Origin of the sequence: Candidatus Aalborgicola defluviihabitans (assembly GCF_016705985.1) — a bacterium.
Taxonomy (GTDB): Bacteria; Pseudomonadota; Gammaproteobacteria; order Burkholderiales; family Burkholderiaceae_C; genus Allorhodoferax; species Allorhodoferax defluviihabitans.
Genome location: NZ_JADJKN010000006.1, coordinates 170,536 through 191,855, shown reverse-complemented (window position 1 = coordinate 191,855; position 21,320 = coordinate 170,536). Strand labels below are relative to the sequence as shown.

The 21,320-nt window shown below is 60.9% G+C and carries 23 protein-coding genes, 1 tRNA gene and 1 pseudogene; 12 read left to right on the top strand and 13 right to left on the bottom strand.

What is annotated here, in order from left to right; genetic code table 11:
- Positions 1 to 37 precede the first annotated feature (37 nt).
- From IPI80_RS08515 to IPI80_RS08505, 3 genes are read right to left on the bottom strand one after another with little or no spacing between them, the layout of a single operon-like run.
- Positions 38 to 3,100, bottom strand: a complete 3,063-nt coding sequence (locus IPI80_RS08515; protein WP_413859070.1) for an efflux RND transporter permease subunit — start codon at positions 3,098 to 3,100, stop codon at positions 38 to 40.
- Positions 3,101 to 3,112: 12 nt separating this feature from the next.
- On the bottom strand, positions 3,113 to 4,255 hold the full coding sequence (locus tag IPI80_RS08510) for an efflux RND transporter periplasmic adaptor subunit (protein ID WP_413859068.1): 1,143 nt from the start codon (positions 4,253 to 4,255) through the stop codon (positions 3,113 to 3,115).
- Between the two features lie 11 nt (positions 4,256 to 4,266).
- A complete protein-coding gene (locus IPI80_RS08505) occupies positions 4,267 to 4,821 on the bottom strand; it encodes a LuxR C-terminal-related transcriptional regulator (protein ID WP_413859066.1) in 555 nt (184 codons plus the stop codon).
- Positions 4,822 to 4,954: 133 nt separating this feature from the next.
- Here IPI80_RS08505 and IPI80_RS08500 point away from each other — a divergent pair, with 133 nt between their 5' ends.
- From IPI80_RS08500 to IPI80_RS08485, 4 genes are all read left to right on the top strand, one after another.
- A complete protein-coding gene (locus IPI80_RS08500; RefSeq protein ID WP_413859064.1) occupies positions 4,955 to 5,656 on the top strand; it encodes a CoA transferase subunit A in 702 nt (233 codons plus the stop codon).
- A 53-nt stretch (positions 5,657 to 5,709) separates the two neighbouring features.
- Entirely contained in the window at positions 5,710 to 6,348 is a 639-nt protein-coding gene (locus IPI80_RS08495; protein ID WP_413859062.1) for a CoA transferase subunit B, read from the top strand.
- A gap of 108 nt (positions 6,349 to 6,456) precedes the next feature.
- A complete protein-coding gene (glk, locus tag IPI80_RS08490; RefSeq protein WP_413859060.1) occupies positions 6,457 to 7,428 on the top strand; it encodes a glucokinase in 972 nt (323 codons plus the stop codon).
- 85 nt (positions 7,429 to 7,513) lie between these two features.
- The gene (locus IPI80_RS08485) at positions 7,514 to 8,554 is read left to right on the top strand and encodes an EamA family transporter (RefSeq protein WP_413859058.1); all 1,041 of its coding nucleotides are present in this window, start codon (positions 7,514 to 7,516) and stop codon (positions 8,552 to 8,554) included.
- A 52-nt stretch (positions 8,555 to 8,606) separates the two neighbouring features.
- Here IPI80_RS08485 and IPI80_RS08480 read toward each other — a convergent pair whose 3' ends face one another.
- Complete coding sequence (locus tag IPI80_RS08480; RefSeq protein ID WP_413859056.1) at positions 8,607 to 9,101, bottom strand: cyclic nucleotide-binding/CBS domain-containing protein; 495 nt, start codon at positions 9,099 to 9,101, stop codon at positions 8,607 to 8,609.
- A 41-nt stretch (positions 9,102 to 9,142) separates the two neighbouring features.
- On the opposite strand from IPI80_RS08480, the gene IPI80_RS08475 reads away from it, so the two are divergent.
- Entirely contained in the window at positions 9,143 to 9,352 is a 210-nt protein-coding gene (locus tag IPI80_RS08475) for a hypothetical protein (RefSeq protein ID WP_413859054.1), read from the top strand.
- A gap of 14 nt (positions 9,353 to 9,366) precedes the next feature.
- On the opposite strand, the gene IPI80_RS08470 is transcribed toward IPI80_RS08475, so the two are convergent.
- Genes IPI80_RS08470 through sdhC form a run of 3 tightly spaced genes read right to left on the bottom strand, consistent with a single transcriptional unit; the run spans position 9,367 to position 10,900 of the window.
- Positions 9,367 to 10,107 (bottom strand): succinate dehydrogenase iron-sulfur subunit, encoded by a 741-nt coding sequence (locus IPI80_RS08470; protein ID WP_413859052.1) that lies wholly within the window; start codon positions 10,105 to 10,107, stop codon positions 9,367 to 9,369.
- Between the two features lie 29 nt (positions 10,108 to 10,136).
- Complete coding sequence (sdhD, locus tag IPI80_RS08465; RefSeq protein WP_413859050.1) at positions 10,137 to 10,499, bottom strand: succinate dehydrogenase, hydrophobic membrane anchor protein; 363 nt, start codon at positions 10,497 to 10,499, stop codon at positions 10,137 to 10,139.
- A 5-nt stretch (positions 10,500 to 10,504) separates the two neighbouring features.
- Entirely contained in the window at positions 10,505 to 10,900 is a 396-nt protein-coding gene (sdhC, locus tag IPI80_RS08460) for a succinate dehydrogenase, cytochrome b556 subunit (protein ID WP_413859048.1), read from the bottom strand.
- Between the two features lie 208 nt (positions 10,901 to 11,108).
- On the opposite strand from sdhC, the gene IPI80_RS08455 reads away from it, so the two are divergent.
- Complete coding sequence (locus IPI80_RS08455; RefSeq protein ID WP_413859046.1) at positions 11,109 to 11,753, top strand: hypothetical protein; 645 nt, start codon at positions 11,109 to 11,111, stop codon at positions 11,751 to 11,753.
- Between the two features lie 57 nt (positions 11,754 to 11,810).
- Here the strand turns inward: IPI80_RS08455 and IPI80_RS08450 are convergent, their stop codons facing one another.
- Complete coding sequence (locus IPI80_RS08450) at positions 11,811 to 12,173, bottom strand: PRC-barrel domain-containing protein (RefSeq protein WP_413859044.1); 363 nt, start codon at positions 12,171 to 12,173, stop codon at positions 11,811 to 11,813.
- 237 nt (positions 12,174 to 12,410) lie between these two features.
- On the opposite strand from IPI80_RS08450, the gene IPI80_RS08445 reads away from it, so the two are divergent.
- From IPI80_RS08445 to IPI80_RS08420, 6 genes are all read left to right on the top strand, one after another.
- Positions 12,411 to 12,791 carry a YXWGXW repeat-containing protein gene (locus tag IPI80_RS08445; RefSeq protein WP_413859042.1) on the top strand — a complete coding sequence of 127 codons (381 nt, stop codon included), beginning with the start codon at positions 12,411 to 12,413 and terminating at the stop codon, positions 12,789 to 12,791.
- A 90-nt stretch (positions 12,792 to 12,881) separates the two neighbouring features.
- A complete protein-coding gene (locus IPI80_RS08440) occupies positions 12,882 to 14,183 on the top strand; it encodes an efflux RND transporter periplasmic adaptor subunit (protein ID WP_413859040.1) in 1,302 nt (433 codons plus the stop codon).
- A 5-nt stretch (positions 14,184 to 14,188) separates the two neighbouring features.
- Entirely contained in the window at positions 14,189 to 15,412 is a 1,224-nt protein-coding gene (locus tag IPI80_RS08435; RefSeq protein ID WP_413859038.1) for an ABC transporter permease, read from the top strand.
- A gap of 8 nt (positions 15,413 to 15,420) precedes the next feature.
- Positions 15,421 to 16,155 carry an ABC transporter ATP-binding protein gene (locus IPI80_RS08430; protein ID WP_413859036.1) on the top strand — a complete coding sequence of 245 codons (735 nt, stop codon included), beginning with the start codon at positions 15,421 to 15,423 and terminating at the stop codon, positions 16,153 to 16,155.
- A gap of 24 nt (positions 16,156 to 16,179) precedes the next feature.
- Positions 16,180 to 16,995, top strand: a complete 816-nt coding sequence (locus IPI80_RS08425; RefSeq protein ID WP_413859034.1) for a substrate-binding periplasmic protein — start codon at positions 16,180 to 16,182, stop codon at positions 16,993 to 16,995.
- 127 nt (positions 16,996 to 17,122) lie between these two features.
- Entirely contained in the window at positions 17,123 to 17,554 is a 432-nt protein-coding gene (locus IPI80_RS08420) for a hypothetical protein (RefSeq protein ID WP_413859032.1), read from the top strand.
- Between the two features lie 15 nt (positions 17,555 to 17,569).
- Here the strand turns inward: IPI80_RS08420 and IPI80_RS08415 are convergent, their stop codons facing one another.
- The 5 genes and pseudogenes from IPI80_RS08415 to IPI80_RS08395 all read right to left on the bottom strand — a co-directional run bounded on the left by IPI80_RS08415 (position 17,570) and on the right by IPI80_RS08395 (position 21,317).
- Complete coding sequence (locus IPI80_RS08415) at positions 17,570 to 17,824, bottom strand: hypothetical protein (protein ID WP_413859030.1); 255 nt, start codon at positions 17,822 to 17,824, stop codon at positions 17,570 to 17,572.
- Positions 17,825 to 17,865: 41 nt separating this feature from the next.
- Positions 17,866 to 17,939: transfer RNA gene (locus IPI80_RS08410), tRNA-Gly, on the bottom strand.
- 12 nt (positions 17,940 to 17,951) lie between these two features.
- Complete coding sequence (locus tag IPI80_RS08405; protein WP_413859028.1) at positions 17,952 to 19,436, bottom strand: NAD-dependent succinate-semialdehyde dehydrogenase; 1,485 nt, start codon at positions 19,434 to 19,436, stop codon at positions 17,952 to 17,954.
- Between the two features lie 91 nt (positions 19,437 to 19,527).
- Complete coding sequence (gene speB, locus IPI80_RS08400; RefSeq protein ID WP_413859026.1) at positions 19,528 to 20,475, bottom strand: agmatinase; 948 nt, start codon at positions 20,473 to 20,475, stop codon at positions 19,528 to 19,530.
- Positions 20,476 to 20,494: 19 nt separating this feature from the next.
- A pseudogene (locus tag IPI80_RS08395) lies at positions 20,495 to 21,317 on the bottom strand (ABC transporter permease).
- Positions 21,318 to 21,320: the final 3 nt, after the last annotated feature.

Genomic DNA, 21,320 nt, shown 5'->3' with positions numbered 1-21,320 from the left:
GTAGCGGTCGCGCCGGCGTTTGCAAGATGGCGGGTCATTATTTAGGCCCTTGGCGTTTGCGCAGGCCGGCGAACCACTGGCCGACGTCGTCCACATAGGTAAAAACGGCCGGAATCACCAACAGGCTCAGCACGGTCGAGGTCATCAGGCCGCCAATCACCGCAATCGCCATCGGCGAGCGAAAGCTCTGGTCGGCGGCGCCAAATCCGGCCGCAATGGGCATCATGCCGGCGGCCATGGCCAGCGTGGTCATGATGATGGGTCGGGCGCGCTTGTGGCAAGCATCCAGCAGGGCGTCCAGGCGGCTCAGGCCGTGTTCACGGCGCGCCAGAATGGCGTATTCCACCAGCAGGATGGAGTTCTTGGTGGCCACACCCATGAGCATGATGAGCCCGATCAGCGATGGCATGGAAAAACTCTTGTCCGCCAGCAACAGCCCCACAAAGGCGCCGCCCAACGACAGCGGCAGGGCGGTGAGGATGGTGACAGGGTGCAAAAAGCTCTTGAACAGCAGCACCAGCACGATGTAGATGCACAGTACCCCGGTCAGCATGGCCAGGCCGAAGCTGGCAAAAAGTTCCCCCATGACTTCGGCGTCGCCCACTTCCACAACCTTCACGCCGGGGGGCAGGTTTTTGATGGACGGAAGGTTCTGGGCCAGGGTGGTGATGTCGCCCAGCGGCATGCCGGAGAGCTCGATCTCAAAGGTGATGTTGCGCGAACGGTCGTAGCGGTCGATCACGGCTGGCCCACTGGACAGGCTTAGCGTGGCAACCTGGCTGAGCATTACCGGGCCTTTGACACCGGGCACGGCCAGGCGGCCCAGCAGGTCCAGATCGGTGCGAGCTGCGCTGTCGAGCTTGACCACGATGGGTATCTGGCGCTGGCTCAGGTTGAGTTTGGGCAAGGCGGCATCAAAGTCGCCCACTGTGGCAATGCGCAAGGTGTCGCCAATGGCGGTGCTGGTAACCCCGCTGTCGGCAGCGCGGGCAAAGTCGGGGCGCACGGCAATTTCCGGGCGTACCAGGCTGGCACTGGTTCCGATGTTGCCCAGGCCGGGGATGGTGCGCAGGTCTTTTTCCACTGCCAGTGCGGCTGTGGCAAGTGTGGCGGCATCGTCACCGGTGAGCACCAGAATGTACTTCTCGCCCGAGGCGCCCAGGCCAACCTTGCTGCGCACGCCGGGCAAGGGTTCCAGTGCCGTGCGAAGTGCCTGCTCAATGCCCTGCTTGCGGGGGCGCTTGCCGCGCTCATCCAGCAGAATGGTCAGCGTGGCCTTGCGGGTTTCTGCCGCGCCCTGGGGTGCAAACGGGTCGCCACCGGCCGTGCCGCCGCCAATGGTGGTGTAGACGCTTTGCACATGGGGCACGGCAGCTATCAGGTGGCGCGCGGCTTCGGCAGTGTCTTGGGTCTGGGCCAACGTGGCGCCAGGGGCCAGCTCCAGGTAGACCTGGGTTTGCGAGTTGTCGTCGGGCGGAATGAAGCCCTTGGGCAGCAGGGGAATCAGCATCAGCGAGCCAATGAAGAAAGCGCCAGCAGCCAGCAAGGTGATGAGCCGGTGCTTCACGCACCAGGCGGCGCCGCGCATATAGAGCGTCATCCAGCGCGGCTCTTTCGGAGTTGTGACGATGGGCTGCAGGATGTAGGCGGACATCATGGGCGTTAGCACCCGCGCCACCAAGAGGGATGCCGCCACCGCCAACGCAGCGGTCCAGCCAAATTGCTTGAAGAACTTGCCGGCAATGCCGCTCATAAAGGCGGTGGGCAGGAACACGGCAATCAGGGTAAAGGTGGTAGCAATCACGGCCAGGCCGATTTCATCGGCCGCTTCCATGGCCGCCTGGTAGGGCGTCTTGCCCATGCGCAGGTGGCGCACGATGTTTTCAACCTCCACAATGGCATCGTCCACCAGAATACCGATCACCAGGGATAGCGCCAGCAGCGTGATCACGTTGATGGAAAAACCCAGGTAGTTCATGCCGATGAATGCCGGAATGGCCGACAGCGGCAGCGCCACAGCCGATACAAAGGTGGCGCGCCAATCGCGCAGAAACAGCCACACCACCAGCACCGCCAGCGCGGCGCCTTCATACAGCAGGTGCATGGAGCCGGTGTATTCCTCTTCCACTGGCGTCACAAAATTGAATGCCTCGGTGATGTCGATCTCGGGGTGCTGCAGCCGCAATTCGGCCAGCGCCTGTTGCACGGCGGCACCCACTTCGACCTCGCTGGAGCCTTTGCTGCGGGCCACTTCAAAGCCCACTACCGGCTGGCCATTGAGCAGGGCGGCCGAGCGTGGCTCGGCAATGGTGTCGATGATGGTGGCCACTTGGTCCAGGCGCACGTGGCGGCCATCACTCAGGGCCAGGTCCAGCGCGCCGAGTTCACTGGCGGAGGACACCGCAGCCAGCGTGCGCACGGGTTGTTCGCTGCCACCCAGATCGGTGCGACCGCCCGTGGAATCCTGCTGCACCTGGCGCAATTGGCGCGAGATATCGGCAGCCGTGGCCCCTAACGCTTGCAGGCGCAACGGGTCCAACGCCACCTGCACCTGGCGATCGGCACCGCCAACGCGGTTGACAGCGCCCACGCCCCGCACCGAGAGCAGCCGTTTGGTGATGGTGTTGTCCACAAACCAGCTCAGGGCTTCATCGTCCATGCGCTTGGAACCCACGGTGAAGGCAAGCACTGGCTGACCCGAGAGGTTGAGCTTGTTGACGATGGGGTCGCGCAGGTCCGCCGGCAGGTCGCCACGCACCTTGGAAACAGCCGAGCGCACATCATCCAGCGCTTCCTGGCCGGACTTCTCCAGCCGGAACTCGGCAGTGACGGTGACACCACCGTCTTGCACCTTGGAGTAAATGTGTTTGAGACCTTCCAGCGTGGCAATGCTGTTTTCCAGCTTGCGCGCCACTTCGGTCTCCATTTGCGCTGGCGCAGCACCAGGCAGGGACGCCACCACCACGATGGTGGGCAGGTCCAGATCGGGAAACTGCTGTACTTTCATGGCATTGAAGGACAGGATGCCCGCAAAGGTGAGCATCACGAACAGCATCACCCCGGCAATCGGGTTTTTGATCGACCACGCAGAAACATTCATGGCAAGTGCTCCTTACTTTGTAGCAGCTTGCGCAGGTTTGACGAGGGCTAGAGCGTTATTAACCCGTACCGTATCGCCGTCGTTGAGAAAACCGGCACCGACCACGGCGATGGTGGTATCCGCCGTCAGGCCCTGGCTGATTTCCACCTGTTCGCCAATGCGCCGACCCACCTCGACCTTCTGCTGACTGATGCGGTTGTTGGCGTCGACCTTGAACACGTAGTTAAAGCCATCCCGCGCCACCACCGCCTGCTGTGGCACGGTTAGCGCAGCCGATGAGCCCAATTCGAACTCGCCGCGCGCAAACATGCCAGCCTTGACGGTGGCTGCAGTGGCAGGTGTTGTCGCCAGGTCCACGTAAACCAGCGCGTTGCGGCTCACTGGATCAACTGTGGGTGCCACAGTGCGGACTTTGCCTTCCACTTTGGTGCCGCTGGCGGCTGTCACGCTCACCGGCGTGCCGGGTTTGATGCGTGCCAGTTCGCTGGAGATCACTTCGGCCCGCCACTCCAGGCGGCCCTGGCGGATCAGTCGAAACAGCTCGGTACCGGCACCGACCACCGCGCCAACGGTGGCCATGCGGGCGGAAATGATGCCGTTGTCTGGCGCCACAATTTGGGTGTTTTTGAGCCGAATTTGCTGCACGGCCAGCAGCGCGCGGGCGCTTGCCAGCCGTGCTTTGGCAGTTTGCTCGCCGGTGAGCAATAGGCTGATTTGCTGTTTACTCATCATGCCGTTGGCTTCAAACGCGCGGGCTCGCTCGGCGTTGGCTGCGGCATCGGCGGCCATGGCCTGCGCCTCTGCCACGCCGGCCTTGGCCTGCGCCACATCGGCGGCTACGCTTTCTGACGCCAGCACGGCCAGCACCTGGCCACGTTGCACTGGGTCGCCCACATTGACGCGTACCTCAGACAGGCGCAATCCGTTGGCTTCAGATCCCACACTGGCTTCCTGCCAGGCTGCAATATTGCCGTTGGCCGCCAGGCGCAGTGGCAGCGTGCTCAGGGCGGGGTGCGCAGCGGTTACCGTCAACGACGGCTTGGCGGCGCTGTTGCCAGCAGCAGAAGCTGGTGGTTGTTGGGCCAGGGAAGAGTGGGTGACGGCTGTACCCAGCAGCAGGGTGATGATGAAGGCTGCAGTGTGACTAAAACGCATGGTTGTGTAACTCAAAATGTAAGCAATTTGTGGACCAGATCGGCGGCGGTGGCGGCTTTGTACTTGCGCATCAATCGGGCACGGTAGATTTCCACGGTGCGGTGGCTAATGTCCAGAGTTTTGCCTATCTGTTTGGACGTCAGGCCCTGCATCAGGTAGGCGGCTACCTCGCGTTCGCGGGCGGTCAATTCTGCCTTGACCGGGCGGCGCTCGCTCAGATCTTCAAAACACCAGATACCGGACTCGTGTGGTTCATCGCGGTTCAGAGCGCTGCCGGTCACGTGGCACCAAAAGGCCTCGCCCTTGAGGCGTCCGTCGACCCTGCGCATGATGCGGTCATCCGCATAGGTGCCGTTGCGGTTGATAATGGGAATGATGCGTGCGCCCGTGCGCTCGAACTCGTCTGCGCTGGGGTAGAGCACCAAAAATGATTGTCCAATGAGCTGCTCGCGTGTGGTTCCAAACATCTCACACAGGCGCTGGTTACAGTCCATGATGGTGCGGTTGCGCGAAAGGGCAAGCCCCACGGGGGCCAGATCAAAGGCGATGCGGTAATCAATGTTCATGGGCAATGCGGGTCAGACCACTCGTGCAACGACATGCTCTGACTCAACTGATACGGGTTGGGCTTTACGAAAAACTACGTAGACAGATAAGTAGTATCGTACGGTAATTGATTCTTCACAGGAGACAGGTGTAATGAACAAGGTATATCCCAGCGCGGCCGCCGCGCTTGAGGGCATTGTCAAAGACGGCCAGATGCTGGCGGTTGGTGGTTTTGGTCTGTGTGGCATACCCGAGGCGCTGATTGAGGCGCTCAAGGACACGGGCGTGAAAAACCTGACGGTGATTTCCAACAATGCCGGCGTGGATGGTTTTGGCCTGGGCAAGCTGCTGGAAACCCGCCAGATCAAGAAGATGATTTCCAGCTACGTGGGCGAGAACAAAGAGTTCGAGCGCCAATTCCTGGCAGGTGAACTGGAGCTGGAATTTACGCCCCAGGGCACGCTGGCCGAGAAACTGCGCGCCGGTGGTGCCGGCATTCCCGCATTCTTTACCAAGACCGGTGTGGGCACCATCGTGGCGGATGGAAAAGAGTTGCGCGAGTTTGGCGGTGAGATGTATGTCATGGAACACGCCCTGGTGCCCGAAGTGGCGCTGGTCAAGGCGCACCGGGCCGACAAGTCGGGCAACCTGCAGTTCCGCCTGACGGCACGCAACTTCAACCCTGCTGCGGCCATGGCCGGCAAGATCTGTGTGGTGGAAGTCGAAGAAGTGGTGGAAGTGGGTGACATGGTGCCCGATCAGGTGCACCTGCCCGGTATTTACGTGCACCGCATCGTGCACAACCCCCACCCCGAGAAGCGCATCGAGAAGCGCACAGTTACCGCTAACAAATAACTTTGCGGGACAGACCTTTAGCTCTGTCCCCAACTGATTAGGAGATTTTGATCATGGCATGGACACAAGACCAAATGGCGGCCCGGGCTGCTCAGGAGCTGGAAGACGGCTTCTACGTCAACCTGGGCATTGGCATTCCTACGCTGGTCGCCAATTTTGTACCCGCCGACAAAGAGGTGTGGCTGCAATCCGAGAATGGCATGCTGGGCATTGGCCCGTTCCCAACCGAAGACGAAGTGGATGCCGACCTGATCAACGCCGGCAAGCAGACCGTGACCACACTCAAGGGCTCCAGCATCTTTGGCAGCCACGAAAGCTTTGCCATGATCCGTGGTGGCAAGATCAACCTCAGTATTCTGGGTGCCATGCAGGTGAGCGAGCAGGGCGACCTGGCAAACTGGATGATTCCCGGCAAGATGGTCAAGGGCATGGGTGGTGCCATGGATCTGGTGGCGGGCGTCAAGCGCGTCATCGTCTTGATGGAGCACGTGGCCAAAAAGAAAGACGGCAGCACCGACCTGAAAATTTTGCCCCAATGCACCTTGCCACTGACCGGCGTGGGCGTGGTGGACCGCATCATTACCGATCTGGCGGTGATGGATGTGACCCCGCTGGGCCTCAAGCTGGTGGAACTGGCGCCTGATGTGACCCGTGAAGAGTTGCAAGCCAAGACGGGTGTGCCGCTGGTTTAAGTCTAGTCGTGCAAGCGGAGCGCATCGCGCTACCGCTGTTCACGCAGGCGTGACCCATGTGACGCCGGGTGGCGAAAGCCCTGCCGGCTGATGATAAGGATATTGGGCATGAATCAGGGTTACCCGAGGTTGTTGGGAGACATTGGCGGCACCAATGCGCGCTGGGCGTGGCAGGAGTCTGCTGGTGCCGATCTGGAAGACATTTCGGTGCAACCCTGTGAGGCCAACGCTTCGCTACAAGACTCGGCTTCGAGCTATCTCCTTACCCATGGGCGCAAGCAGCCACGCTGGGCCTGTATTGGGATTGCAGCGGCCGTTACGGGTGATGCTGTGCACATGACCAACAGCAGTTGGCGTTTTTCGATTTCGGAATTTAAGGAGGCGCTGGGGCTGGAGCGCTGCCTAGTCATCAATGATTTCACGGCGTTGGCGTTGAGTTTGCCAGCCCTCAAACCGGTGGACCTTCGGGCTGTGGGTGGGGGTGTGGCAATGCCTGGGGCTGCGATTGCATTGCTGGGTCCTGGTACTGGCCTCGGGATATCCGGTTTGGTACGCGGTGCAGGCGGCGGCTATACCGCGCTGAGCGGCGAAGGCGGGCACGCCACCCTTGCGGCGATGGATGCGCAGCAGGCCCAACTGCTGGGCATTCTGCGTCAGCGGTTTTCGCATGTCAGCGCTGAGCGGGTACTGTCGGGCGCAGGGCTGGTGAACCTGTACCAGGCGCTGTGCACGTTGCACGGCTGCGCGACGCGGGACCTGCAGCCCGCCGATGTGACCGATTGCGCCATCACCGCTTCGGACGAGCAGTGTGTGCAAACCGTGCGTTATTTCACCCAATTTCTGGGCGGAGTAGCCGGCAATTTGGCGTTGACGCTGGGGGCACTGGGTGGTGTCTACGTTGGAGGGGGCATCGTGCCCCGACTGGGTGCCGCGTTTGACGAGGCGCTGTTTCGCCAGAGCTTTGAGGACAAGGGCCGCTACCGGCAGATGCTGGTCGACATTCCGGTGTGGGTCATTACAGCGTCCACGCCAGCCTTGGTGGGGGCTAGTTGCGCGCTGGATTCACTGATCGAGACGTAATCAGCCTGTAGCCCTCGCCGAATAGACGTATAAAGCTATTTAAATGATAGCAATTGTAGTCATGTAGAACGTCGACAATTGGACCATGAACCGCACTATTTTCTATGCCTTGGCTGCTGCTGCGCTGTTTGGCGCCAGCACGCCGTTTGCAAAGCGCTTGGATGGAGAGATGTCGCCGGTCTTACTGGCTGGGCTGTTGTATTTGGGTAGTGGCGTTGGGCTGTCGATTGCGCGAATTGTTCGCGATGGCGGTTGGCAATCACCGCGTTTGCACCGATCGGAATGGCCCTGGTTACTGGGCGCCATTTTGTTGGGTGGTGTTGTAGGCCCGGTTGCCATGATGTGGGGTCTGCGCACCACCAGTGGGTCTGCCGCGTCGCTGCTCCTGAATCTGGAGGCGGTGCTGACCGCAGTCATTGCCTGGGTGGTTTTCCGTGAGAACGCCGGGCGCCGCATGATTTTTGGCATGGCTGCCATTGTGGCGGGTGGCCTGTTGCTGGCGTGGCCCGGCACTGCATCCTCGTCATCGAATTGGAGTGGCCCGCTGCTGGTCGCACTGGCCTGCCTGTGCTGGGGAATCGACAACAATCTGACCCGCAAGGTATCGGCGTCGGATGCACTGTTCATCGCCGCCAGCAAGGGGATGATTGCGGGGCTGGTGAACACGGTATTGGCCCTTAGTCAGGGCGCTAGCCTGCCGGAAATTTCCATCACTCTGGCCACCATGGCGGTAGGCCTGTTGGGGTATGGGGTCAGTCTGGTGCTGTTTGTGTTGGCCCTGCGCGGCCTGGGCACGGCGCGCACGGGCGCCTACTTTTCGACGGCGCCGTTTTTGGGTGCCATGGTTGCGCTTGTCGTGTTTGGAGAGTCTGCTTCCCCCGCTTTCTGGGTGGCTGCGCTGCTGATGGCCATTGGCGTGGTCTTGCACTTGACCGAAAACCATGAACATGTCCATACCCATGAACCGATGGAGCATTTGCATTCACATGTGCATGATGCGCACCACCAGCACACGCACGCCTTTGCCTGGGATGGCGATACGCCGCATATGCACTTGCATCGGCATGCCACCGTCAACCATAGACATCCGCATTACCCGGACATCCACCACCAGCACAGCCATTAGTTCCGCAGCTTTGATGGAGCGTATACCTAGAATCCGGCGTTGGTCAGAGCGATCAGTGGTATCCAACCCCCATCACGTAGTCGCGTAGCAGCGACTCCTCGATCTTGACCTCCTGCAGAAGAACGCCAAGTGCGTCGCGCGCATTGAGTACACCGACCGGTTGGCCATCCGCGTCAGCAATCGGAATGTTCTTCAAATTGCGTGATTTCATCTTCGCCCACACCTCGTGCACGAGGTCGCCCGGAGCGCACTGCAAGACCTCAGTGCTCATCACCAAGGCGGCTGCAGTCGTGCAGGCGGCGCCTTGGCACTCCCCGATTCGGGCTACGACATCAGTCTTTGTGATGACGCCAACCATGGCACCATTTTCCCCACAGACGATGACGAGATCGGTTCCTGCGCAAAGCAGCCGGGCTGCTTCATGCAACGGCGCCTTGTCCGAAATTGTCACCAGCCGCGCACGCGATGCCGGTAGCAGTTGCTGGACGAACACGCTTTGATCGCGGAAGCTTGTTGCTTTCGCCGGGCTACTTGCAGCAGATGCCATGTAGGCCTCCTTCGGTTGACTTTGCCGCAGCAGCCTTTCGAATGAAAAACGATATCGGGCTCGCCTGGATGGTGGTCGTGTTCGGCGATCGAATACATGGTGTTGTCAGCGTTGGTGCCCAGCTTGTGAACACCGGTGACGGTGCCGTGGCCGATTGCACTGCGGTAATGCCAGGTTACGGAAGTGCCCTTGGGAATGGCCTTGAACGTGGCTGTTTTTTTGACAGGCATGGCGGTGTGCTCCTAATGTAGACCTCCGGGTCATTTCATTTTGGCGAAATCGGCGGATGGACATCGAGGCCGCCAGCACCTTCCTCAATACCGGCGATTTTCAGGCGAATGCGCTCGATAGCGTGCACGGGCTCTAGCCCCTTCGGACAAACCTCGGCACAGTTCATGATCGTGCGGCAGCGGAACAGTCGGTAGGGGTCGTGGTTGAGGTCGGCAAGCCGCTGCTCGGTGCCCCGGTCGCGGCTGTCGAAGATGAAGCGGTAAGCCTGAAGCAGGCCCGACGGGCCGACAAATTTCTCAGGGTTCCACCAATACGACGGGCACTGGCTGGTACAGCATGCGCAGAGGATGCACTCGTAGGCGCCGTTCAGCTTCTCGCGCTCGGCCGGCGACTGCAAGCGCTCCTTCTCGGGCGGTGGCTCATCGTTGATCAGATAGGGCGTGATCGATTCGTACTGCTTGAAGAACTGCGTCATGTCGACAATCAGGTCACGAATGATCGGGAAACCTGGCAGTGGCCGAATAACGACTGGCTCGTGCAATCCGCGCACGGGCGTGATGCATGCCAAACCGTTGCGACCGTTGATGTTCATCGCATCAGACCCACACACGCCTTCGCGGCAGGACTTTCTGAGGGAAAGTGAGTTGTCCTGTTCCTTCAGGCGCAGCAAAACGTCCAGGAGCATGCGATCGGAGTCGGCAAGCACGATGTCGAAGTCCTGCAAGTAGGGGCGCTCGTCGTGGTCAGGGTCATAGCGGGAAATCGAAAATTTCATGGGAGGCTTTTCCGTTAGGCCGTTGCGGGTCAGCTATGCAAGCGAAGCAGGATCACCAAAGCCCAGACGCCAAGACCGAACAGGCCCAAGGCGACCAGCGCAAGCAACACGTTGCGCACGACGGTCGGTTTGGCGTAGTCGAGCAGAACATCGCGAAGGCCAACCCACATGTGACTGAGTAAAGCAGCAAAAAAGAGAAGAAAAGCGAGCGTGATGCCCGGATGCGCGACCCAAGCCCGCCACTGCGCATGGCCTGCCAGCGGATGGACAGCCATGGATACCAGGACAAAGATAAGAAAGACCAGCATGCAGACAGCGCTTGCACGCTGCACCCACCAGGCGCGCAGGCCGGTGAACCGACTGCGCGAACGGTGGTTTGGGCTGGCTGACATGCCCTTCACCACACCACCACGACAGCGAGTAGTGCCACTGCCACGCCCGCCAGATTCACGAACAGGGCGCTCTTACGCGCCGAACGCAATGGAGAGCCTATATCGAAATCGCTGAGCAGGTGCCGCACACCACCGAGAAGGTGGTGTGCCAGCGCCCAGACGGCAATCACCACCGCAGCCTTGAAAGCGAAGTGCTCCGATAGCTCTGCGACACGCGCAAAACCGATCTCGTCACCCAGTGACATTGCAAACAGATAGATCGCCGCCGGAACGGTCATCGCCAGAATGACGCCGCTGATCCTGTGCCCAATAGAAGTCAGCGCGCCGACCGGCATTGCGATCTGCGTCAGGTTCAGAAACATGGGGCGTTGCGGCCGCAATGAATCGATTAAGTGCTTCACGTCGGGCTTAGGGACAAGTGCGAACTGGTTTGCAGGATGATCTTTGCACAGAACGGGGGCAGGAGCAACTGTTTGCTTTGCATCGGCAAATTGCCTGTCAACGCGCAGACGCGGTGCCTGGACTTGTGTAAGCTGGGACCGTCCAATGCGACAGGTTAAGAAATCACAAGGAGCAGATCATGAAGTTCACCAACCCGTTCTCTTTGCAGTGCACCGATCACAGGGTGGCGACGTGACCGCGTCGTTGATGCAGACGCCGGAATTCTTCGACCAGGCGCCATCCATCGTCATGGTCGACGCGCTGGCGCGGACCTTGGGCGCTGCGCAAGGCGGCGTCATCGAATACTGCTACCTGGACGCCGTCAAGCTGGCTGGGCATTCGTGCCCGACTGTGGCAGGTGCCTGGTTGATGACGCGCGTGGCGCTGGCCCGACTTTACCCCGGACAGACGCCGCACCGTGGTGAAGTGCGCGTTGCCATGCGCGGGCCGCAAGACGAGGGTGTAGTCGGCGTGATCGCCAGCGTGGCCGGGTTGGTTACCGGCGCAGCCGGCAGCGGAGGGTTTCAGGGCTTGGCCGGTCGCCATACGCGGCGGGACCTGATGACTTACGGCGTGCCAATGCGTGGCGAGATGCGCTTCACGCGGTTGGACAACGGCCAGAGTGTCGAGGTGTCGCACCACCCCGAGGCAGCGGCACGCCCGGCGGAATTGCGGATGCAGATGCAGGCCGCGCTGGCACCCCAGGCAACCACCGCCCAGATTGATGCCTTTGGGCAGACCTGGCAAGGCTGGGTGCGCGCCATGTTGATCGACCACGCGGACGACCCTGAGCTAATCACAGTAGAAGACTGAACGCCCAGGGCCCGTCGTATTTGAAATGATCAATACGGCGCATAACAATGCGGTTTTTTAGGCACGATACGGCGTTGCGCCGTAGTAGTCATGGATGTTCTTTTCCCAGGTAGAGTCAGCCATGTTGGGCCAATTGTCGGCGTCGAAACCGGGTGCGTCTTTGAGACGCTCTTTTTCGACGTTCATTGTGTAGCGCTTGTTGGTTGTATCCAGGGTCAATGCGCTCCATGGCACTGCAAACAATTTCTCGCCCATTCCCAAAAATCCGCCGAATGACAACACGGCATAGGCGACGCGGCCTGTGCGTGTGTCGAGCATGATTTCTTTGATGTCGCCCAGGTCTTCACCTTTTCCGTTGTAGACATCATTGCCAATCAAGGTGTTGGCTCCCATGAGAGCGGGGCCAGTGCCAGTGATCAAGTCGCTTGAATGCTATTAAAAATATAGCAATATATTCATATTATTCGAGGGCTAGAGGCCGACTTTCCTTCAGATGTTTCTGAAGGGTCAAAATCAACCGGATCCCACTGTCTAGGCTGCGTGTCGTGCCGCACAGACTGGTGCGGTGGTGTCCGTTATCTTGGGATCCAGGTCAGTGCGTTTCCATTTGCAACGCGTGCAGGCCACGGTAACTATTTCGGAAAAAGGGAAAACTCCATGATGAAATTTCGCAAAACCATGCTCGCCGCCATCTGCGTTGGATTGCTTGTGGGCATCGGCGCGCCGCTGACTGCCACCGCTCAAGTGCGCGTCTATTTCAATAATGCACCTCCGGAACCCCGCTATGAAGTGGTTCCCGCGCCACGCCGTGGTTATGTCTGGTCTGCCGGCTATTGGGACCTCCGCGGCCATCGGCACGTCTGGCGTGCAGGCCACTGGGAACGGGCCCGCCGTGGCTATTACATGAACCAACCCACCTGGACGCAGAATGGCGACCGCTGGGAACTGCGCCGTGGGCACTGGAACCGTGGCGACAATGACCACGACGGCGTGCGCAACGGCAAGGACCGCGCTCCGAACAACCCCTACGTCCAATAGGAATGCTAGAAAGAAGGTAGCGAGTTTTACGCAATTCGCCCAAGACCTTTGGCTTCTGCTTGGTGCTGGGCCGGCACTACACTACGTCTCGTGAACCCACAAACCAACCACCACAGCCGTCGCCAGATTCTGGCGGTGGCCGCTGCAGTAGTGCTGGGCGCATTGGCACTGGCCGCAGTGGTCTGGCTGCGCGGCCCGCAGGTCGATGTGATTGAAGTGCACCGCGCGCCCTTGGTGCGCACCCTGCAGTTTTCTGCCCGTGTGGCCACACTCTCGCGCGTGGACGTTGGTAGCACCGTGACGGGGCGCGCGGCCGAGGTACGCGTGATGGAAGGCGCCACCGTGCACGCAGGCGATGTGCTGGTGCAGCTCGAAGACCAGGAAGGACGCGCCGCGCTGGCGCAGGCCGAGGCCGCAGAGCAGCAAGCGCGTGCGCGCCTGGCCGGGTTGCGCAGCAGCGCCCGCACAACGGCCCAAGCAACTTTGGCACAAGCCCAAGCCACCGAGCGCACCGCCCAGGCGGCCTTGACGCGGGCGCAGCAACTGGTAAGTCAGGGTTTTTACAGCCCCGCGCAGCTCGACGAGGTACGCCGCACTGCGACCGTGGCGCAGGAGCAGGTGCGCAGCGCCAGTGCCCAGGTGCAGGCCAATGCCGATGGGGGCACCGACCTGGTACAAGCGCAGGCCCAGTTGGAAGCCGCCCACGCGGCCAAGACAGCGGCGCAGGCGCGCCTTGCGCAGGCCACACTGCGCGCCCCCACCGATGCCCGCGTGCTGATTCGCGCCGTAGAGCCGGGCCAGATCGTGCAGCCTGGCAAGGCCTTGCTGAGTCTGGCGTTGGTCGGGCCGACGCAACTTGTTGCGCAAGTGGACGAACGGTTCCTGGAGCAGTTGCGGCCCGGCCAGAGCGCCACCGTGCTGGCAGACGCCTTTCCTGCCCAGCGCTTCTCGGCACGCGTGCTGAGTTTGGCGCCTGCTGTGGACGCGCAGCGCGGCGCCATCGAAGTGAAATTTGCGCTCACCGGCGATGTGCCAGCTTTTCTGCGGGAAGACATGACGCTGTCCGTAGAGGTTGAAACTGCCCGGGTGGATGCCGCTCTGGTGTTGCCGCAATCGGCGCTGCGTGCGCCTGCGCAAGGCAATCAGGCCGAGGTGTTGGTGGTGCAGGATGGTCGTGCGGTTGCGCGCAGCGTGCGCTTGGGTCTGCGCACCCTTGGCGCTGTGGAAGTACAAGAAGGTTTGACTGAGGGTGATGCCGTGCTGCAAAGTGGCGGCGCGGCAGCGGGTGGGCGTGTGCGTCCCCATGTGGTGGATTGGCATCCAGCCGCCACGCAACTGGCAGCCAAAGCGGAAGATGCTGGCGGGGCTATGGCCAACGCCATGGGGCGTTGAATCCCATGCTCTGGCCTGGCTTTGAATTCCGCGTGGCGCTGCGCTTTCTGCGCGAGGGGCGCATGCAGACGGTGCTGATCATTGTGGGCGTTGCCGCTGGTGTGGCGGTGATTGCCTATATCTCGGCGCTGATCAACGGCCTGCAGGCCAACACGCTGGCCAAGACGCTGGGCGCGCAAGCGCACATCACGCTCAAGGCGCCCGACGATTTGGTCTTGCCCGCTGCTGTATTGCTGCCGGGCACCACGGTTCTGAGCGAAACCCAGCCGCGCGCCCAGCGCTTGCGTTCCATCGCCAACTGGCAGGCGCTGCTGCCGCTCCTTGAAAAGCTACCCAATGTGGCTGGCGTGTCGCCCATGGTTTCGGGCGCAGGGTTGGCGTTGCGCGGCGAAGCGGTGCAGGCCATCGCACTGATGGGTGTGGACCTGGACCGTTACGACCGGGTGGTGGGCCTGCGCAGCAAGGTGGTCAGCGGTACTGCCCGGCTGGAGCCCGGCGAATCTATTCTGGGGCGCGAGCTGGCGCAAGACTTGGGCGTGCGTGTGGGCGACCGGCTCACGGTGCAGACGGGGCAGCGCAGTGAGTCGTTGCGCGTGACCGCATTGGTGGACCTCGGCGTGAAAGACTTGAACCGCCGCACCGTCATCGTGCCGCTGCGCGCGGCGCAAAACCTGCTGGCGCTGCCCGGAGGAGCCACCAGCCTGGACCTGACGCTGAATGACGTGTGGGTGGCGCAGACCATGGCGCGCGATCTGCGTGCGCAGTTTCCCTACAAGATCGAGAGCTGGCAGGAGAGTAATGCCCAGTTGGTCTCCGCACTCAACGCTCAGTCGGTCAGTACCAGCATCATTCGCGGTGTGGTGTTGGCCGTGGTGGTGTTGGGCATTGCCAGCGTGCTGGTGGTGTCGGTGGTGCAAAAGCAGCGCGAGATCGGCATCCTGCGCGCCATGGGCGCCACGCGCGGGCAGGTGATGCGGCTGTTTTTGGTGCAGGGCGCCGTGGTGGGCGCGGTAGGCTCGGCGCTGGGGATTCTGCTGGCGGTGGTGCTGATCTTTTTGTTCACCCGCTATGTGCGTGGGTCCGACGGCCTGCCGCTGTTTGACATCAGCCTGCCGCCGGGCACCGCGCTGCAGGTTGCGCTGGTTGCAACGGTGTGTGGCGTGCTGGCTGCCATTGCGCCTGCACGGCGCGCTGCCCGGCTCGATCCGGCGCAGGCCATTCGCATTTGAGAATGGCCATGCCTGCACCCCCAACTGGCGGTGGCCTGATAGATTTGTCGGGCATCAAGAAGAGCTACAACATTGGCCGCCCCAGCGAAGCTGAGGTGCTGCATGGGCTGGACCTGCAAATAGCTACGGGCGAATTTATTGCGCTCATGGGGCCGTCTGGTTCGGGTAAAAGCACGCTGCTCAACATCCTTGGCCTGCTTGAGCACGCCACGGCGGGGCAATATCTGCTGCAAGGCCAGGCGGTGCAAGACCTGGATGACGCCCAGCTCACGTTGTTACGCCGGCAGACACTGGGCTTTGTGTTTCAGTTTCACCATTTACTGCCGGCGTTCTCGGCGCTGGAGAACGTCACCTTGCCTGCGCTGATGAGTGAGGGCAGTGTGAACAGCGTGCAGAATGAACGCGCCCGCAGCCTGCTCGATGCTGTGGGCCTTGCCAATGCCATGGACAAGCGTCCGGGCGAGCTTTCTGGCGGTATGCAGCAGCGCGTGGCCATTGCCCGTGCGCTGGTGCTGGAGCCGCCGTTGGTGCTGGCCGACGAGCCCACTGGCAATCTCGACACCGCAACTTCATCGGATGTATTTGCACTGCTGCGCCGCATTCACGAAGAGCGCGGCACCAGCTTTATCGTCGTCACGCACGACCCGCGTCTGGCCGTTCGCTGCGACCGCTTGGTTGAACTGGTCGATGGCCGCATCGCCCGCGACGAGGCCATTGTGGCGGGCACAGAGCCGGTACATTGACAACGCTTCGTTGATAATAAGTGCATGCATTTCGCCCCATTTCGCGTGCGCGTGTTGACAATCATTGGGTTGTGCAGCGGCCTGATTGGCTCTGGCGCATGGGCTGCGACTTGTGTGAAGTCGCTGCGTTGGGTGGATATTCCTCCCTACGCGTTCAAGGACTCTGACGGCGAGATCCGCGGTTTGCATGTTGAGTTGGCAACAGTGGCGCTTAAACGCGTGGGCTGTGATGTGCGCTTGGTAGAAATGCCCTGGGTGCGGGCGGTAGTAGAACTGCAAAGGGGGCGTCTGGACCTGCTGCCAGGTACCGCAGACACGCAAGAGCGCGCCGCCTTTGCCTTGTTTTCCCGCCCCACCAACAGCGCCCGCAATGTGCTCTTCATAGCTACCCAGGTGGAGGCCCGTTACAACCCGAATGCGCTGGCCGACATCATCGGTACCGATTTTCGCTTGGCGGTTCAGCGCGGTTCCACCTATGGCCCCGTTTACGACATTCTGCTGAAAAAGCCCGAGTTCGTCCAACGTCTCACCTTTGTTACTTCGCAAGAATCCGCCGTGCGGATGCTGTCGGCAGGCCGTGTGGAAGGATTTCTGGGTGACGAACTGTCGGGCTTTGACCGCGTCCACAGAATGGGGCTAAAAGACAGCATAAAACGCAGCAAGGTAGTTGTCTCCGAGGACGCAGACCGCATCGCTTTCAGCAAGGCAACCAATGACGCCGCTTTTGTCAAACGCTTTGACGGCGCCCTGGAATCCATGGTGTCGGATGGCACCTACAAACAGATTTTGGAGCGCTACCTGGATTGCCCAGTTAGGATGGACAGGCTGGGCTGTCAATAGCAGCCACGCACCCACCGTGACTGGGTCAATGGCGGCTTGGCTACCTTTGGTTACCTCAAATTCTCTGGCGGGTCGTCGCGCAGGCAGGTGCGGACGTTAAGTAGACTCACTCTACTGGAGAAACGAGATGAAGAAATTTGTGGTTTTGGCGCTGATGGCCGGCTCCCTGGTGCCAGCGCTGGCGCTGGCGCAAACCTCAGTAGGCATGTCCATCGGCATCAATCAGCCGGGTGTGTATGGCCGCATTGACATTGGCGGTTTTCCCCAACCGCGATTGATCTATCCGCAACCGATGGTGATTCGGCAGTCGCCTATCGCGGTGTACCAGCAACCCATCTATTTGTATGTACCACCCGGGCACCAGAAGAACTGGGCCCAGCACTGCGCGCGCTACAACGCCTGCGGCCAGCCGGTTTACTTTGTGCAGGAGCAATGGGTGCGGGAACGCTACGAAGAACGCCGTGGTTACCAGAGGCGTGGTTACCGGGACAATGACCGCGGCCATGACCGCGATGACCATGACCGTGGGCGAGGCCACGGCAAAGGTAATCGGGACTAGATCGGATCGATCCGGCTACTTCAGGCCTTTGCCGGAAAACAAGATGACTTTGTCACCCGCATACTGCACGCTGATGGTCTGTGCCTCATTGCCCCAGGTGCAACTAGCCATGCCCAGCGCGCCCGAACACTCTTTAGGCGCGCCCAGCAGAGCTTCGACATCGCTTTTAGCCATGCCAAATTGCAGCTTGGCGTAATTGTCCTGGTTGACCTTGCTGCAGGCAACCAGCGCCAGTAGACAGGCGATCAGGATGAGTGGGCGATAGGACAAAAGATCATCTCCATAGATTGAAGCCGTTGACATGAACGGCTTGGAGCGGGCGATGGGAATCGAACCCACGTTATTTGCTTGGGAAGCAACAGTTCTACCATTGAACGACGCCCGCATTGGGTGAATTCTAGCGTTGAATATCTCCAATACAGAGGTACTTGATCTCCACATAGTCATCCATGCCAAAGTGCGAACCTTCGCGGCCCAGCCCGGATTGCTTGACGCCGCCAAAGGGCACGTGCTCGGTGGCCAGAATGCCCACGTTGATGCCCACCATGCCGTACTCCAGCGCCTCGCCCACGCGGTAGATGCGCCCTATGTCGCGACTGTAGAAGTAGCTGGCCAGCCCGAACTCGGTATTGTTGGCCGCATCAATGGCCTCTTGTTCCGTTGTGAACTTGAACACTGGCGCAAACGGGCCAAAGGTTTCTTCCTTGGCGCACAGCATGTCGGGTGTGGCGTCGGCCACCAGCGTGGGCTCAAAAAACTGACCCGAACCCATGCTTGAAAGGCGCTTGCCGCCCACCAGCACACGGCCACCCTTGGCCAGTGCGTCGTCCACATGGCGCTGCACTTTTTCCAGCGCGGCTTCTTCAATCAGCGGGCCCTGGTTGACGCCGTCTTCAAAGCCGTTGCCGACCTTGGCGGTGCGCACCTTGGCTGCGAACTTCTCCACAAACTGGTCGTACACGCCTTCCTGCACATAGAAGCGGTTGGAGCAGACGCAGGTTTGGCCAGCGTTGCGGTACTTGCTGGCAAAGGCACCTTCGACCGCGCTGTCAATATCGGCATCGTCAAACACAATGAAAGGCGCGTTACCACCCAGCTCTAACGACAACTTTTTGACCGTAGGCGCACTCTGCGCCATCAGAATGCGGCCCACTTCGGTGGAGCCGGTGAAGCTGATGTGGCGCACCACATCGCTTTCGCACAGCACCTTGCCGATGGCGATGGAATTGGCGCTGTCGGCGCAGAGCATGTTGAGCACACCAGCAGGAATGCCGGCACGGATGGCCAGCTCGGCCGCTGCCAGTGCGGTCAGCGGTGTCAATTCTGCCGGCTTGATGATGACCGGGCAACCAGCGGCCAGGGCGGGCGCTACCTTGCGGGTGATCATGGCCATTGGGAAGTTCCACGGTGTGATGGCCGCGCACACGCCAATGGGTTGCTTCAAGACCATCAGGCGGCGGTTGTTGTCAAACTGGGGCAGGGTTTCGCCGTTGAGGCGCTTGGCCTCTTCGGCAAACCACTCGACAAAGCTGGCGCCGTAGGCGATCTCGCCTTTGGCTTCTGCAAAAGGCTTGCCTTGTTCGGCAGTCAGAATGCGGCCCAGGTCTTCCTGGTTGGCCATCAACAGGTCAAACCACTTGCGCAAAATGGTGGAGCGCTCTTTGGCGGTCTTGGCCTTCCAGGCTGGCCAGGCGGCGTTGGCGGCGGCAATGGCGGTCTGCGCATCGGCAGCGGTCAGGTTGGCCACGTCGGCCAGTTTTTGGCCGGTGGCCGGGTCCAGCACGTCAAAGCGGCTGGCACCCTTGAGCCACTGGCCGTTGATCAGGGCGTCGGTCTTGAGGAGGCTCGGGTCCTTGAGCAGGGAGAGAGGCGATGCAGACATGAAAACTCCTAATCGTATAAGAAAAATAGGGCTCTGGCCCTCGTCGAATAAGCGTAGTTAGCTATTAAAACAGTAGCTATACGGTAACAACTTAGCGGATGAGTACTCCGGGCAGGACGCACAACATCTCAAACAGCAGGTTGGCACCCAACAGCGCGGTGTTGCCCGACGGGTCGTAGGGCGGTGACACCTCCACCAAGTCCGCACCCACGATATTAAGCCCACGGCAGCCGCGCACGATCTCCAGCGCCTGCGGCACCGTAAGCCCCCAATTTCCAGGTGTTCCGGTGCCGCCGGCATAGGCGGGATCGATGCCGTCGATATCAAAGCTGAGGTAGCAGGGCGTGTTGCCAATGCGTTCGCGCACCTGAGCCATGAACGGCGCCAGGGACTGGTACCAGACCTCGTGCGCCGGTACGATGGTGAAGCCCTGGCTGCGTGGCCAGTCAAAGTCATCCGACGCATACCCGGTGCCGCGCAGACCGATCTGGAACACCTTGTCGCAGACCAGAAGGTTCTCTTCTACTGCCCGGCGAAAGGGCGTTCCATGGGCAATGGACTCGCCAAACATGTCCTCGTTGACGTCGGCATGGGCATCCACGTGCACCAGGGCCACCGGGCCGTGCTTGGCGGCCATGGCGCGCAAGATGGGCAGGGCAATGGTGTGGTCGCCACCCAGCGTGAGCGGAATGCAGTCGCTGGCCAGGACCTCATCGTAGAAGTCGGTGATGATGGGCAGCGACTTTGTCAGTGAATAGGTGTTGATCGGCACATCACCCAGGTCAGCCACTTGCAGGGCGTCAAACGGGGCGGCACCCGTGGCCATGTTGTAGGGCCGCAGCAGGCTGGATTCGGCCCGGATCTGCCGCGGACCGAAGCGTGCGCCTGGTCGGTGCGAGGTTCCCGTATCCAGCGGTATGCCGATAAATGCCACGTCCAGTCCCTGTGCGGAGCTGACCACTGGCAGGCGCATCATGCTGGCGATACCACCAAAACGTGGCATGGCGTTACCCGAAAGGGGTTGGTTCTTCATGGGCATGTGAACTCCTTGCCGCGTTTCAGCGGCGGCGTCCGCGCAGCCACTCCAGACCCAGCATCAACAGCGTGGTGAAGATGATCAGCAGGGTGGCGACTGCGGCAATGGTGGGTGAAATGTTTTCGCGAATGCCGGTGAACATCTGGCGCGGCAGCGTGACCTGGGTGGGGCCGGCAATGAACAGTGTCACCACCACTCGTCAAACGACGTGGCAAATGCAAACAGCGCACCCGAGATGACCCCCGGCGCAATGATGGGCAGTGTGATGCGAAAGAAGGTCTCCAGCGGCCCGGCGCCCAGGCTCAGGGAGGCGCGCACCAGGTTGTGGTTAAAGCCCTGCAAGGTGGCCAGCACCGTAGTCAGCACAAAGGGTGCGCCCAGGCGGCGTGTACCAGGACCAGGCCGGTGTAGGTATCGGCCAGGCCAATCTTGGCAAAGAACAAGTAGGTGCTGACCCCCACCACCACAATGGGCACCACCATGGGCGATATCAGCAAACTCATGAGTGTGCTTTTGCCCAAAAAGTTGACGCGAGCCAGACCGACCGCCGCCATGGTGCCCAACACCGTGGCCAGCAGCGTGGCCAGTGGGGCGACGATGAAGCTGTTGCGGGTGGCGCGGGCCCAGTCGTCCGACGAGAACAGGTTGTCGTACCACCGCATCGACCAGCCGGGTATGGGGTACGACAGAAATGTGCTGTTGCTAAACGACAGCGGGATGATGACCAAAATGGGCAACAACAGAAACAGCAGCACACCCACGCACACGAGGCGCAGTGCGTACCAGCCCAGCTTGTCGAGCCAGGTGGCGTAGGCGGGGAAAACGGGGAAGAAAGCGTTCAACATTTG

Coding starts and splice junctions, on each gene's coding strand:
- sdhD (WP_413859050.1), bottom strand. CDS start 10,499: ATGTCAGCCAGCCCAAACCACCGTTCGCGCAGTCGGTTCACCGGCCTG.
- IPI80_RS08510 (WP_413859068.1), bottom strand. CDS start 4,255: ATGCGTTTTAGTCACACTGCAGCCTTCATCATCACCCTGCTGCTGGGT.
- IPI80_RS08420 (WP_413859032.1), top strand. CDS start 17,123: ATGAAGAAATTTGTGGTTTTGGCGCTGATGGCCGGCTCCCTGGTGCCA.
- speB (WP_413859026.1), bottom strand. CDS start 20,475: ATGCCCATGAAGAACCAACCCCTTTCGGGTAACGCCATGCCACGTTTT.
- IPI80_RS08515 (WP_413859070.1), bottom strand. CDS start 3,100: ATGAATGTTTCTGCGTGGTCGATCAAAAACCCGATTGCCGGGGTGATG.
- IPI80_RS08430 (WP_413859036.1), top strand. CDS start 15,421: ATGCCTGCACCCCCAACTGGCGGTGGCCTGATAGATTTGTCGGGCATC.
- IPI80_RS08405 (WP_413859028.1), bottom strand. CDS start 19,436: ATGTCTGCATCGCCTCTCTCCCTGCTCAAGGACCCGAGCCTCCTCAAG.
- IPI80_RS08475 (WP_413859054.1), top strand. CDS start 9,143: ATGAAAAACGATATCGGGCTCGCCTGGATGGTGGTCGTGTTCGGCGAT.
- IPI80_RS08470 (WP_413859052.1), bottom strand. CDS start 10,107: ATGAAATTTTCGATTTCCCGCTATGACCCTGACCACGACGAGCGCCCC.
- IPI80_RS08500 (WP_413859064.1), top strand. CDS start 4,955: ATGAACAAGGTATATCCCAGCGCGGCCGCCGCGCTTGAGGGCATTGTC.
- IPI80_RS08425 (WP_413859034.1), top strand. CDS start 16,180: ATGCATTTCGCCCCATTTCGCGTGCGCGTGTTGACAATCATTGGGTTG.
- IPI80_RS08485 (WP_413859058.1), top strand. CDS start 7,514: ATGAACCGCACTATTTTCTATGCCTTGGCTGCTGCTGCGCTGTTTGGC.
- IPI80_RS08495 (WP_413859062.1), top strand. CDS start 5,710: ATGGCATGGACACAAGACCAAATGGCGGCCCGGGCTGCTCAGGAGCTG.
- IPI80_RS08480 (WP_413859056.1), bottom strand. CDS start 9,101: ATGGCATCTGCTGCAAGTAGCCCGGCGAAAGCAACAAGCTTCCGCGAT.
- glk (WP_413859060.1), top strand. CDS start 6,457: ATGAATCAGGGTTACCCGAGGTTGTTGGGAGACATTGGCGGCACCAAT.
- IPI80_RS08435 (WP_413859038.1), top strand. CDS start 14,189: ATGCTCTGGCCTGGCTTTGAATTCCGCGTGGCGCTGCGCTTTCTGCGC.
- IPI80_RS08505 (WP_413859066.1), bottom strand. CDS start 4,821: ATGAACATTGATTACCGCATCGCCTTTGATCTGGCCCCCGTGGGGCTT.
- IPI80_RS08445 (WP_413859042.1), top strand. CDS start 12,411: ATGATGAAATTTCGCAAAACCATGCTCGCCGCCATCTGCGTTGGATTG.